This is a genomic window from Shewanella psychromarinicola (genome assembly GCF_003855155.1).
Lineage (GTDB): Bacteria > Pseudomonadota > Gammaproteobacteria > Enterobacterales > Shewanellaceae > Shewanella > Shewanella psychromarinicola.
In genome coordinates this window covers 4742899-4757053 of record NZ_CP034073.1, presented here as the reverse complement: position 1 = coordinate 4757053, position 14155 = coordinate 4742899, and the positions used below count along the sequence as shown (strand labels likewise).

Annotated in this window: 7 protein-coding genes; 6 read left to right on the top strand and 1 reads right to left on the bottom strand. The window is 43.4% G+C overall.

Features of this window, described 5'->3' with window-relative positions; all coding sequences use genetic code 11:
• Nucleotides 1-30 precede the first annotated feature (30 nt).
• The 3 genes from guaB to tadA all read left to right on the top strand — a co-directional run bounded on the left by guaB (nt 31) and on the right by tadA (nt 3863).
• Entirely contained in the window at nt 31-1503 is a 1473-nt protein-coding gene (guaB, locus tag EGC80_RS20630; RefSeq protein ID WP_101032382.1) for an IMP dehydrogenase, read from the top strand.
• A gap of 103 nt (nt 1504-1606) precedes the next feature.
• A complete protein-coding gene (gene guaA, locus EGC80_RS20625; RefSeq protein WP_124011975.1) occupies nt 1607-3184 on the top strand; it encodes a glutamine-hydrolyzing GMP synthase in 1578 nt (525 codons plus the stop codon).
• A gap of 190 nt (nt 3185-3374) precedes the next feature.
• Nucleotides 3375-3863, top strand: a complete 489-nt coding sequence (gene tadA, locus EGC80_RS20620; protein WP_267898648.1) for a tRNA adenosine(34) deaminase TadA — start codon at nt 3375-3377, stop codon at nt 3861-3863.
• 305 nt (nt 3864-4168) lie between these two features.
• Here tadA and mltF read toward each other — a convergent pair whose 3' ends face one another.
• Entirely contained in the window at nt 4169-5599 is a 1431-nt protein-coding gene (gene mltF / locus EGC80_RS20615) for a membrane-bound lytic murein transglycosylase MltF (RefSeq protein WP_124011973.1), read from the bottom strand.
• A gap of 358 nt (nt 5600-5957) precedes the next feature.
• On the opposite strand from mltF, the gene purL reads away from it, so the two are divergent.
• The 3 genes from purL to cydB all read left to right on the top strand — a co-directional run bounded on the left by purL (nt 5958) and on the right by cydB (nt 14154).
• Nucleotides 5958-9839, top strand: coding sequence for a phosphoribosylformylglycinamidine synthase (gene purL, locus EGC80_RS20610; RefSeq protein WP_124012142.1), 3882 nt, complete (start codon nt 5958-5960; stop codon nt 9837-9839).
• A gap of 1603 nt (nt 9840-11442) precedes the next feature.
• Nucleotides 11443-12999, top strand: a complete 1557-nt coding sequence (locus tag EGC80_RS20605) for a cytochrome ubiquinol oxidase subunit I (RefSeq protein ID WP_124011972.1) — start codon at nt 11443-11445, stop codon at nt 12997-12999.
• 15 nt (nt 13000-13014) lie between these two features.
• On the top strand, nt 13015-14154 hold the full coding sequence (cydB, locus tag EGC80_RS20600) for a cytochrome d ubiquinol oxidase subunit II (protein ID WP_124011971.1): 1140 nt from the start codon (nt 13015-13017) through the stop codon (nt 14152-14154).
• The last annotated feature ends 1 nt before the right edge of the window (nt 14155 follow it).

Below are 14155 nucleotides of genomic sequence, written 5' to 3'. Positions count from 1 at the left end.
CAAATCCTACTTAACTAGGGAGATGTTGCCATGCTACGTTTACTGAAAGATGCACTCACTTTTGATGATGTTTTGTTAGTGCCTGCCCACTCGACCGTACTCCCAAATACCGCGGTTCTTAAAACTCGTTTAACGACTAAAATCGAATTAAATATTCCACTTGTGTCTGCGGCTATGGACACTGTGACTGAATCTCGCCTTGCTATCGCGATGGCGCAAGAAGGTGGTTTAGGGTTTATTCATAAAAACATGAGTATTGAGCAACAAGCCGAAGAAGTTCGTAAAGTTAAAAGTTATGAAGCCGGTATTGTTCAAGATCCCGTCACCGTCACGCCTACAACAAGCTTAACTAATTTACGTTTATTAACTGAACGTAATGGTTTTGCCGGTTACCCAGTGGTCAATGAAGCGCACGAACTTGTGGGTATTATTACTGGCCGTGATGTACGTTTTGTCACCGATTGGAGCAAAACCGTCGCCGACATGATGACCCCCAAAGATCGTTTGGTTACCGTGACTGAAGGCACTAAGTTAGATGAAGTGCAAAAATTAATGCATTCTCATCGTATTGAAAAAGTCTTAGTGGTAGACAACAATTTTAAACTCAAAGGCTTAGTCACCGTTAAAGATTTTGAAAAAGCTGAGCGCAAGCCAAACGCATGTAAAGACGAATTAGGTCGTTTACGTGTCGGTGCTGCGGTTGGTGCAGGCCCTGGTAATGAAGAGCGTGTCGATGCCCTCGTTAAAGCCGGTGTTGATGTGTTATTGATAGACTCATCACATGGTCACTCAGAAGGCGTATTACAACGTATTCGCGACACTCGAGCCAAATACCCTGATTTACAAATTGTCGGCGGCAACGTAGCAACAGCTTCAGGCGCACTAGCGTTAGTTGAAGCGGGTGTTAACGCGGTTAAAGTGGGTATCGGCCCTGGCTCAATTTGTACTACTCGTATTGTGACGGGTGTCGGCGTACCGCAAATTACCGCCGTATCAGATGCTGCAGAAGCAGTACTGGCATTAGGTATTCCAGTGATCGCAGATGGCGGCATTCGTTTCTCTGGTGACTTAGCTAAAGCATTAGCCGCGGGTGCATCATGCATCATGGCCGGTTCGATGTTTGCCGGTACTGATGAGGCGCCGGGTGAAACTGAACTTTACCAAGGCCGTGCTTACAAGTCTTACCGTGGCATGGGGTCACTTGGTGCAATGGGCCAGACCCAAGGTTCATCTGACCGTTACTTCCAAAGCGATAACGCTGCTGACAAATTAGTCCCTGAAGGTATTGAAGGTCGCGTACCGTACAAAGGTAAGTTGAAAGAAATTATCCATCAGCACATGGGCGGCTTACGCTCATGCATGGGCTTAACGGGTTGCGCCACCATTAAAGAGTTAAATGAAAAAGCACAGTTTGTGAAAGTGACGTCTGCAGGAATGGGTGAGTCGCATGTGCATGACGTAACCATTACCAAAGAAGCACCAAACTATCGTTCTGGTTCATAATTTCTGTGAGGGTAACAACTGTCGCCCTCCTGTTATTAACGTTAATTTGCCCACATCGATTTGATGTGGGGTATTACACTTAATCAATATGTAAAGGTTACCCATGAGTAATATTCATGATCATAAGATTCTAATCCTCGATTTTGGTTCTCAGTACACTCAGCTTATTGCGCGTCGTATCCGTGAAATTGGTGTGTATTGTGAGTTATGGGCCTGGGATGTGAGCGAAGCGCAAATTCGTGAGTTTGCCCCAAATGGTATTATTTTAGCGGGTGGTCCTGAAAGCGTCATTGCAGATAATTCACCTCGCGCCCCTGAATATGTATTTACTGCAGGTGTACCGGTATTAGGTATTTGTTACGGCATGCAAACTATGTCAGAACAGCTTGGTGGTAAAGTGATTAAAGGTATTGGTGAAGGCGAGTTTGGCTATGCCCAAATTGAGCTGCAAACCACATCAACTTTATTTAAAAGTATTGAAGATGCCGTCAGTGCTGAAGGCAAGCCATTACTTGATGTGTGGATGAGTCATGGTGACAAAGTGTCGGTGATCCCAGAAGGGTTTGTCACAGTTGCGACCACGGCAACATGTCCTTTTGCTGCTATGGCCAATGAAGAGAAAGGTTTTTACGGTGTGCAGTTCCACCCTGAAGTCACTCATACTCGCCAAGGCCAACGCATGCTAGAGCATTTCGCTTTAGACATTTGTGGTTGTAAAGCCAATTGGAAACCCTCATCAATTATTGAAGATGCTATTGAGCGTTTAAAAAAGCAAATTGGTGATGATGAAGTTATTCTTGGTCTGTCTGGCGGCGTAGATTCATCGGTTGTGGCTATGTTGCTTCACCGCGCTATTGGCGACAAGCTAACGTGTGTGTTTGTTGATAACGGCTTATTACGGTTAAATGAAGCTGACCAAGTATTAGACATGTTTGGCGATCACTTTGGACTTAATATTGTTCATATAGATGCTGAAAATCGTTTCTTAGATGCGATGGCCGGCGAAGCAGATCCTGAAGCTAAGCGTAAAATTATTGGTCGGGTGTTTGTTGAAATCTTCGACGAAGAATCAAAGAAATGCGCTAATGCTAAATGGTTAGCACAAGGCACTATTTACCCTGACGTGATTGAATCAGCGGGCAGTGCAACCGGTAAAGCGCATGTGATTAAGTCGCACCACAATGTGGGCGGATTACCAGATGATATGAAGATGGGCTTAGTTGAACCATTACGTGAATTATTTAAAGATGAAGTGCGTAAAATTGGTTTAGAGTTAGGCCTGCCTTATAATATGCTTTATCGCCATCCATTCCCTGGGCCTGGTTTAGGCGTGCGCGTATTGGGTGAAGTGAAAAAAGAGTATTGTGATTTATTGCGCAGTGCAGATGCCATCTTCATTGAAGAATTGCATAAAGCAGATTTATATAACAAAGTCAGTCAAGCTTTTACTGTATTTTTACCGGTTCGTTCTGTTGGCGTAATGGGTGATTGCCGTAAATATGATTGGGTTGTATCGCTTCGCGCCGTGGAAACCATAGACTTTATGACCGCGCATTGGGCACATTTACCCTATGATTTCTTAGGCCATGTTTCAAACCGAATTATCAATGAAGTCGACGGTATTTCACGCGTTGTTTATGATATTTCAGGTAAGCCACCTGCTACAATTGAATGGGAATAACCCAGTAGGGTTACACCTAGTTTGAAGTAAAAAAAGACGCTGCGGCGTCTTTTTTATTTGCTAGAATAGCCGCGTATGACAATTACCTAGGTTTTATAGAGTGACAGATACCCCAAAAAAACACGTTTCCAGCGATACTTGCCCACTTTCTAATGCGCACAATGAGAAATCGGATCAGCTTCAGCGCGCCATTGATGAAAAGTGGATGCGTTTAGCGATGCAACTTGCCGAGCAAGCTGAGCGAGAAGGCGAAGTACCTGTTGGTGCCGTGTTGGTTAAAGACGATGTGTTAATTGCCAGTGGCTGTAATTTAAGTATTGTAAATCATGATCCAACGGCTCATGCCGAAATGGAATGTATTCGCCAAGCAGGCAAGGTGTTAGAGAACTATCGTATGCTCGACACCACTTTATATGTCACGTTAGAGCCTTGTACTATGTGCGCCGGTGCGATGATCCACAGTCGAATTGCACGGATAGTTTATGGTGCAGATGATTTAAAAACGGGTGCAGCAGGTAGCGTGATCGATTTATTCGCACATCCAGCATTTAATCATCAACTTGACGTTACTTCTGGCGTGCTAGCAGATCAATGTGGGCAGCAATTAAGTGCATTTTTTAAGCGCCGCCGTGCAGAAAAAAAAGCACTCAAACAGTTAGCGAGAAAGTCGACTGATTAAGTGGCATGCTTTTATGGGGCTAATATGGAATTATTCTTCAATTTGTGTCAGTAAAAAATGGGCGCGTATACGATTTCGAATGCGGTTTTTGTGTACTTTAAGCATGACTCGACGACGTGACATGGTATTGCTTATAGCTCTTCTTCTCATAAACCTGATCCCTTAATATTGGCTAACTTCACCGAGGTACTGATAAATAACACATTTTAGCAGTATGCTTTCTAACGATATATTCTGCCTATAATACCCTATATTAGTGACGATTATCCGTCAGGATTATGACGAAAAACGGTTGCGCACATTTATCAGTCTGCCGATATATGAACATCGGTTGAGATTTCTTCTGCAATGACGTTAATTTGTTCAGTATCTTCAATAACCTCTAACTTTTTAGTTTGATTATCGACCCAGACTAAGGTGTCATAATAGCGACGGATACTGTCGACATAATGAACCGCTTCACTGCCACGGGCATAGCCATAGCGCGTCTGCTTGTAATATTTAGATTGTTGTAGCAAAGGTAATACTTTTTTAACATCACGCCATGCACTGGGATCCATTCCCATTGACTCTGTTAATCGCCGCGCATCTTCAACATGGCCTAAACCGATATTATAAGAAGCCATTGCGAACCAAATTCGTTGAGCTTCAGGAATAGTGTCTGGCAATCTCTCTATCATATCTTTTAAATAAAATGCGCCACCACGTATGCTTTGCTCTGCATCTAAGCGATCATCAACACCGACATAAGCGGCTGTAGGTTGGGTCAGCATCATCATACCTCTAACCCCAGTAGGAGAACGCGCTCTAGGGTTCCAGTGTGATTCTTGATAACTGGCGGCCGCTAATTTACGCCAATCTAACTCGCCGGAATACTGTTCGAAAAAACTGCGGTATTCGGGGAGAATATTGTCAATTGCGCGGATAAAAGCACGCGTATCGACATAGTCAAAACGTTTTACATGGCCAAAATATTTTTCGTTTAAATGCTCAAGCGTACCCGCACGTCTTTCTTTATGCCAAAAAGCCAGTAATTGACTCATTAAACGATCGCTGTTTTTCGGCGGCAATAGCCACACCACTTCGACTTTTTCTTCTAAAATCATTCCTGCGCGTAATTCGGGTAAAAATCGCTGGTTGATCAATAAGCTATTTGAATCTGAAATGGTGTAGATCAGTTCACCGTTGGCAATTAATGCAAACAGCTCTTCATTATCTTTGTTGTTGACTTGGTTCCACATCAACTCCGGATAGTCTTTCTGTAGTTTGGTTAAGGTATTGACTGAAGATGAGTTAGCCATGACGGTAATTTCACCCGACAGAGTGCTAATGTCCTTAGGCTCCGGGGTGCCTTCCTTATAAACCAACACTTGATTGACTTTATATAAGCTAGGTCCGAGTTTAAATTGTTGACCGCGGTTTGGCGTTTTAGCAATACCAGCAGCGATAATATCAATTTTATTTTCTTTTAATGCGGCAAATAATTGTTTGCGATTGGTGTACGGGATCATCTCTAGGGGGAGGGCTAAATAATCAGCAAAACGCTGCGCCATTTCAAAATCGAATCCGCTTTCACCCAATTCTGAATTAAGATAAATCTGTGGGCCATAGAGTGTCCCTACCTTTAATACGGTACGCTTAGGTGCAGGTGCTGCAATATCAACTTTATGAATATCAACAGGTTGACAGGCAGATAGTATCCCGCAAAGTAAAATGATGAGTAAGGTTTTGATCATATTTATTAATTGGTTATCTTAAGTTGTTTCGTTAATGTCACGAGAGTAATACGTAAGAAACAAATGTAATACCGATTGAATAGCCTTTAAATATGTAGGGGAGATAGCGTCTTTTTTGCTTACTTTATCAGGTGTTTTCCTAAACGCCTATAGTTGAGCAAATAAGCAGCATTTGGTGGTCGTTTTTTGTTAAAAGGTAAAGTGTTTATGTTATTCATTTTAGCATTACTTGAATGGGATATTTTCCCTATCAGGAAACACTGTTTTCACCGGTGCTTAAAGGTGATTTGTAGTGTGCAATTCCCTATAATAGCGCCAATTCTGACCCTGCTATTATATTATAAGGTGAATAGACGTGATTGAGATCATTCGCGGAGCCCCAGCACTATCTGCATTTAGAGTTCAAAAACTCATGGAGGCGTGCCAAACTGCAGCGCTTCCAGTATCTCAAATTTATGCTGAATATGTTCATTTAGCCAATTTGAGTGAACCACTAGATGAAAATGAGCGTCTACAGTTAGAAACCATTCTTACCTACGGGCCGGCAATTGAGTCCCATGCTCCACAAGGTACCCTGTTATTTGTTACTCCCCGTCCTGGTACTATTTCTCCTTGGTCATCTAAAGCAACCGATATTGCCCATAATTGTGGTTTAGGCAAAGTTAACCGTCTTGAGCGTGGTATTGCTTATTATGTTGAATCACCAACGTTAACCCTAGAGCAACAAAAACAGCTGCAAGGCTTATTGCATGACCGCATGGTTGAAGTCATGCTGCCTGCGTTTGAAGCCGCAGAAGTGTTATTTTCCCATACACAACCGGCAAAATTTAGCAGTGTCAATATTCTTGCTGAAGGGCGCCGCGCACTTGTAGAGGCAAACATTAACTTAGGCCTGGCACTAGCTGATGATGAAATTGACTATTTAATTGAAAATTTTGTTCGGTTAAAGCGTAACCCTAATGACATCGAGTTAATGATGTTTGCTCAAGCAAACTCAGAACATTGTCGTCATAAAATTTTTAATGCTGATTGGACCATCGATGGCGAAGTACAGCCAAAATCCTTGTTCAAAATGATTAAGAACACCTTTGAAGTGACCCCAGATTATGTATTATCAGCCTACAAAGATAATGCCGCGGTGATGACGGGTTCGGTTGCGGGTCGTTTTTTCCCTGATCCCGATGGTGTTTACAACTATCACACAGAACCAATGCATATATTGATGAAAGTTGAAACTCACAATCATCCTACTGCCATTAGTCCATATCCAGGTGCTGCTACCGGTTCAGGTGGTGAAATCCGCGATGAAGGCGCTACCGGCCGAGGCTCTAAACCTAAAGCAGGCTTATCCGGATTTACGGTATCTAACTTAAAAATCCCTGGGTTTGTGCACCCATGGGAAGGGGATTACGGTAAGCCAGATCGTATCGTCACCCCACTTGAAATTATGCTTGAAGGCCCACTAGGTGGCGCGGCATTTAATAATGAATTTGGTCGTCCTGCTATTAACGGTTATTTCCGTACTTACGAGCAATTAGTCTCTAGCCACAATGGGGTTGAAGTGCGCGGTTATCACAAGCCGATTATGATTGCTGGTGGCTTAGGTAATATCCGTGAAGATCATGTTCAAAAGGGCGAAATCACCATTGGCGCTAAGCTAATTGTGCTTGGCGGACCAGCAATGAACATAGGTTTAGGCGGCGGCGCTGCATCTTCAATGGCATCAGGTCAGTCTAACGAAGATTTAGATTTTGCTTCTGTACAACGTGAAAATCCAGAAATGGAGCGTCGTTGTCAGGAAGTGATTGATCGTTGCTGGCAGTTAGGTGACACCAACCCGATTCAATTTATTCACGACGTGGGCGCGGGTGGATTATCAAATGCGTTCCCTGAGTTAGTTAATGACGCCGATCGCGGCGGGGTATTCAATTTACGTAATGTTCCTTCTGACGAGCCAGGCATGAGCCCGCTTGAAATTTGGTGTAATGAATCACAAGAGCGTTATGTATTATCGGTCGCGCCAGAGAACTTACAACAGTTTGCTGATATTTGTGCCCGTGAACGTGCTCCATTTGCGGTAGTTGGTGAAGCGACTGCAGAGATGCATTTAACGCTTGCCGACAGCCACTTTAACAACAAGCCGATTGATTTACCGCTTGAAGTGTTATTAGGTAAAGCGCCTAAAATGAGCCGTGATGTAGTGTCTACAAAAGCAATATCACCTGCGTTAGATCAAACTAAGATTGAGCTAAAAGATGCGGTTAAGCGCATTTTAACCTTGCCAACCGTGGCAGACAAAACCTTCCTTATCACCATTGGTGATCGCTCTGTGACTGGCTTAGTTAACCGCGACCAAATGGTTGGCCCATGGCAAGTGCCCGTTGCCGATTGCGCGGTAACGGCATCAAGTTATGACAGTTACTGCGGCGAAGCGATGTCGATGGGGGAGCGTACGCCACTAGCCTTACTCGACTTTGACGCCTCTGCCCGCATGGCAGTTGCCGAATCGATTATGAACATTGCTGGTACTGATATCGGCTCGTTCAAGCGCATTAAGCTTTCAGCTAATTGGATGTCGCCAGCGGGTCATCCAGGCGAAGATGCAGGTTTATACCAAGCGGTTAAAGCGATTGGTGAAGACCTTTGTCCCGAACTCGGTATTACGATTCCTGTCGGTAAAGACTCTATGTCAATGAAAACCGCATGGGAAGATAATGGTACTCACAAATCCGTTACATCACCTATGTCGTTAGTGATCACCGCTTTTGGTGTGGTGCAAGACATTCGTAAAACGGTAACGCCACAGCTTCGCAGTGATAAAGGTGACAGTGCATTATTAATGCTCGACTTAAGCAATGGCCAAAACCGTCTAGGCGGTTCTTGTTTAGCGCAGGTTTACAGTGAGCTAGGTGATATAGCGCCAACATTAGATAACACCGCCAACTTAGCGGGTTTCTTTGAAGTGATGCAGAAATTAGTAGCTGAGCAAGCTGTGATGGCTTATCACGATCGTAGTGATGGCGGCTTATTTACCACCTTAGTGGAAATGGCATTTGCGGGTAATACCGGCTTAGTGATTGATTTAGCCAGCTTGAATGGTACTGATTTAGAACGTTTATTTAACGAAGAACTTGGTGCGGTTATTCAAGTCAGTGTAACTGATGCCAAAGCCATTGCCGCGCAATTTGAAGCTAAAGGCGTAACGTGTCATCACATTGGTGGCCTACAAGCGGCAGACAAGATTAGCATTCACGATGGTGAGCGAGTGATATTTGCTGATAGCCGTACGGCGCTGCGTACCTTGTGGTCAGAAACCACCTACCGTATGCAAGCACTGCGTGACAACCCAGAATGCGCCCGTGAAGAGTATGAACTTAAACAACAAGCTGATGCACCCGGTTTAACGGTTAAATTAGGCTTTAATCCAAGTGAAGATGTTGCTGCACCTTATATTCTTAAAGGCGCTGCCCCTAAAATGGCTATTTTACGTGAGCAGGGTGTTAACTCTCATGTTGAAATGGCAGCCGCTTTTGACCGTGCCGGTTTTGAGACGCGTGACGTGCATATGTCAGACATCTTATCTGGGCGAATTAGCCTTGAAGAGTTCCAAGGCCTTGTGGCTTGTGGTGGGTTCTCTTATGGTGACGTGTTAGGTGCTGGTGAAGGTTGGGCAAAATCAATTTTGTTCAATGATCGCGCTCGTGATGAGTTTAGTCGTTTCTTCGAGCGTGACTCAAGCATTGCCCTTGGTGTGTGTAATGGCTGTCAGATGTTATCTAACTTGAAAGAAATCATTCCAGGCAGTGAGCATTGGCCGCGTTTTGTGCGTAACCGCTCAGAGCGTTTTGAAGCACGATTCAGTTTAGTTGAAGTGCAACAAAATCCATCGGTATTTTTTGATGGCATGGTAGGTTCTCGTATGCCTATCGCGGTATCCCATGGTGAAGGCTTAGTTGAATTTGCTAATGCCCAAGCGTTAGCCAATGCTGAAGCATCGGGCACTATTGCATTACGTTACGTTGATGGTCATGGTCAAATTGCCACTCAGTACCCAGAAAATCCCAATGGTTCAGCCAATGGCTTAACCGGTATTTGTACTACTGATGGCCGTGTGACGATTATGATGCCGCACCCTGAGCGTGTGTTTAGAACCGTTGCCAACTCATGGCACCCTGATAACTGGGGTGAAGACAGCCCATGGATGCGTATGTTCCGTAATGCTCGAGCGAAAATTGGTTAAGCAGTAGTGATTATTATACTCATCATATTAAGCTCATGAACTCTTTCACTCGAAAGCGCTGATAGGTAAAAGGTGGGGATCAAGGGTCTAGGAATAGAGCGCCTGCGGCTGCTAGGACGACCTGCGGTCTTCAAGGACGCTACGCTTCTAGGTTCTAGGGCGGACTTCGTCCTGCTAGGAAACGATAACAAGCGATAACAAGCGAACGCTGCGCTCACGGATAGAGCGGTCTAGGGTCGCTTCGCTGCTAGGGTCTAGGAATAGAGCGCCTGCTGCTAGGACGACCTGCGGCCTTCGAGGACGCTACGCTTCTAGATCCTAGGACCTAAAACCTAGGGCCTAAAACCTAAAACCTAGAAGGAGCGAAGCACCGCCCTCTGGCGAGCTTGCGAGTTCCTAGAATCTATCAGTCGCGAAGCGACGCTCTCGGTAAGGCGTCACCATTCTCTTCAATCACTGCCTGTTTCAGTTATCCTACGGGAGCGCTGAAACGAGCATATTGAAGTGGTTTGGGTATACAACGCAGGATCAGTTACCGCAAGTCATGATGTTTTCAAGCAGATTATTTGCCTAGTCAACGCTACTCCCACTGCGATCTTCGACAATGAGCCTCTCTGATTTTAGCCAATAATAACCCCATCACAAGGATGGGGTTAATAAGCTGCTGTTGCCAAGGTGGCTAAAAAAACAACTTCAACGAGCAGATAATATTTTGCGCTAACAAAACATCAAATTAAATAGTTAAGCTTATTTCATTTCATGAGCCATATACATTTCAACAAAAACACGTTTGTATAACTTGGCAATATGTTGGTAAAACTGAGTCATAGCACATTCTCTTTAGGTTAGGTCACTGGAATTAAGACGACGACCCATCGTACAACCACGTTCGTTTTCTTAACTGTGTCTAAATTATACAGTTGCTCAAATTTTCTCTCAAACTAATAAAAATTATATTTGTCATTAGTTAATCTAATCAATATATTTTAAGTTATTTTTTTATGTTAACTTTATTTTGTATAAAGCCATGTTAATTATAATTATTTTTATTTTTACTATTATTATCAATATTAAATTATTTGACTCAATATTAGATAATTGTTAATTTAATCACTTTAATTAACAATGCGAATGAGTGATGCATTTTATCATGGTATCCATAAACGCATTTTACATTCCTAGCAATTAAGCGGTTTTTGTCAATATCTCAAATAGAGGAGAGGAATAGATGCGTTAATATCATCAAATTTAATGCGGCAATTTTGTTTAAAAGTGTGATCAATCTGACAAAAAAAGGATTAAAAATAAGAGTGGTATTTTCGCTAACGGACTGATTTTTTAAGTCAAAAAAATATTCATGCAAAAAATCTTATGTTTGTCACATTATTGAGTAAAAAAGATGATCAATCTAAAGCCTATGGCGTAAGATAAAGGGCGTTAAAGATTGGGCTTGAAAACATAGGCAAACAGGTTAATTTATCATTTTGAACACTTTGGTGAGTTGTCTACTGCTTCAATAATACCGTTTTCAGGTATACATCATCATTATGGCAGCCGGGTGTTGCTGTGTCGTATTTGGTCGTACTGAAGTAAGGAGTCGCCAATGATTATCGAAGAGGTCGTTGAGCTATCGCGTTATCAATTTGCGTTTACAGCCATGTATCATTTTCTATTTGTTCCACTCACTCTAGGTTTAGCCTTTATCCTTGCCATTATGGAATCACTGTATGTGATGACCAATAAGCAAGTCTATAAAGACATGACTAAATTTTGGGGAAAATTGTTTGGGATTAACTTTGCAATAGGTGTGACGACGGGGCTCGCAATGGAGTTCCAGTTTGGCACAAACTGGTCATATTATTCTCATTATGTCGGGGATATCTTTGGTGCCCCACTTGCCATTGAAGGTTTAATGGCATTCTTCCTTGAGTCGACGTTAGTCGGGATGTTCTTTTTTGGTTGGGATCGTTTCAGCAAGCGCCAACATTTAGCAGTCACTTGGCTCGTTGCCATCGCCTCTAATATGTCAGCCTTATGGATATTGATCGCCAATGGTTGGATGCAAAACCCTGTGGGTTCGGTGTTTAATTATGAAACCATGCGAATGGAAATGACCGATTTTGCCGCTCTGGTGTTTAACCCTGTTGCACAAGTTAAGTTTGTCCACACTGTCGCATCTGGTTATGTTGCCGGTGCCATGTTTGTGTTATCTATTAGCGCATACTACATATTGAAAGGCCGTGATTTACCTTTTGCTCGTCGCTCATTTGCTATTGCAGCAAGCTTTGGTATGGCATCTATTTTATCGGTCATCGTGTTAGGCGATGAGTCAGGCTATGAAGTGGGTGAAGTACAGCGGGTAAAATTGGCAGCGATTGAAGCTGAGTGGGAAACTGAGCCTGCACCAGCAGCCTTTACCTTGGTAGGATTGCCTAATCAAGAGACCATGGAAACCGATTACGCCATTAAAATCCCCTATGCGATGGGTATTATTGCCACTCGCTCTTTAGATACAGAAGTGACGGGTATTAAGGAGCTTGTAAGCGATCACGAAGTGCGTATTCGTAACGGTATGGTGGCGTATGCACTGCTTGAAAAACTACGTGCAGGCGATAAATCGGCAGAGGTTAGAGCGCAATTTGAAGCAACTAAAGTTGATTTAGGTTATGGCTTCTTGCTTAAGCGTTATACCGATAAAGTGGTTGATGCTACCGAAGAGCAAATTATAGCAGCGTCTTATGACTCTATTCCTACTGTGGCGCCGATGTTTTGGACCTTCCGTATCATGGTTGGCGCTGGGGTGATTATGTTATTAGTGTTTGCTGCCGCCTTCTGGCAAAGCACTCGTCACCAAATTGCCGAGAAAAAATGGCTACTGCGTGCTGCGCTTTACAGTTTGCCACTTCCTTGGGTTGCCATTGAATGTGGTTGGTTTGTGTCAGAATTTGGTCGTCAACCTTGGACCATTTCTGAAGTACTACCCACCTTTATGTCGGCGTCAAGTTTAACGACGACGGATCTGTGGTTTAGTATTATTTCAATTACGGTGTTCTATACCATTCTGTTGGTAATAGAAGCTTACTTGATGTTTAAGTTTGCTCGCCTTGGCCCAAGCAGCTTAAAAACTGGTCGTTACCATTTCGAAACCCAAGATGCTTAAGCGGAGGACCTGATTATGTTTGATTATGAAGTATTAAGATTTGTCTGGTGGGCACTAATTGGCGTGCTACTTGTTGGTTTTGCTGTCACCGATGGATTTGACATGGGCGTGGGCATGTTATTACCGATTATTGGTAAAGACGATACCGATCGCCGTCTTATGATTAACACCATCGCGCCACATTGGGACGGTAACCAAGTATGGTTAGTAACCGCGGCTGGTGCCTTGTTTGCTGCTTGGCCTATGGTTTACGCAGTATCGTTTTCGGGCTTTTATGTGGCAATGATGCTAGTGCTTTTTGCATTATTTTTGCGCCCAGTCGGCTTTGATTATCGCTCTAAAATTGAAGACCCAAGATGGCGCAAGTCTTGGGACAGGGCATTATTTGTCGGCAGTTTTGTGCCACCGTTAATCATTGGCGTGGCATTTGGTAACTTGCTTCAAGGTGTGCCATTTAACTTTGATGAATATTTACGTGCCACTTACCATGGCGGACTACTGGGCTTATTAAATCCGTTTGGTTTATTAGCCGGTCTTATCAGTGTATCGATGTTTGTGATGCAAGGGGCTTCATGGTTACAAATGAAGACTGAAGGCGAATTAAGAGTCCGCAGTGTTAAGGTATCGCAAGTTTTTGGTGGTCTATTATTCGTCCTATTTGCTGCCGCAGGCGTTTGGTTAATTAACGGTATTGATGGATATGTGGTTACCTCAACACTTGACCTTGCTGGTCCGTCCAACCCTGCCACCAAAACGGTTGCGATTGAAGCGGGTGCTTGGTTAACTAACTATGATAAATATCCTCTTACGATGTTGTTTCCGGTATTAGGCTTGCTAATGCCAATATTAGTGATTTTAGCCAGTCACTTCAATCGCAGTGGATTTGCGTTCTTGTTTAGTTCGCTTGCTGTGGCTTGTGTGATTTTTACTTGTGGTGCTGCGATGTTCCCATTTGTTATGCCTTCATCATTAGAGCCTAATGTCAGCTTAACCATGTGGGATGCTACCGCCAGTCAAATGTCACTTAAAGTGATGACAGTTGCCGCTATTATCTTCGTACCGACAGTATTAAGTTATACTATTTGGACTTATTACAAGATGTTCGGCCGCTTAAATCGTGAGTTTATTGAAAACAATAAAAACTCACTTTACTAAA

What these genes read in the sequence shown, in the direction of transcription:
- guaB (WP_101032382.1), top strand. Translation starts at nt 31, where the DNA reads ATGCTACGTTTACTGAAAGATGCACTCACTTTTGATGATGTTTTGTTA.
- guaA (WP_124011975.1), top strand. Translation starts at nt 1,607, where the DNA reads ATGAGTAATATTCATGATCATAAGATTCTAATCCTCGATTTTGGTTCT.
- mltF (WP_124011973.1), bottom strand. Translation starts at nt 5,599, where the DNA reads ATGATCAAAACCTTACTCATCATTTTACTTTGCGGGATACTATCTGCC.
- EGC80_RS20605 (WP_124011972.1), top strand. Translation starts at nt 11,443, where the DNA reads ATGATTATCGAAGAGGTCGTTGAGCTATCGCGTTATCAATTTGCGTTT.
- cydB (WP_124011971.1), top strand. Translation starts at nt 13,015, where the DNA reads ATGTTTGATTATGAAGTATTAAGATTTGTCTGGTGGGCACTAATTGGC.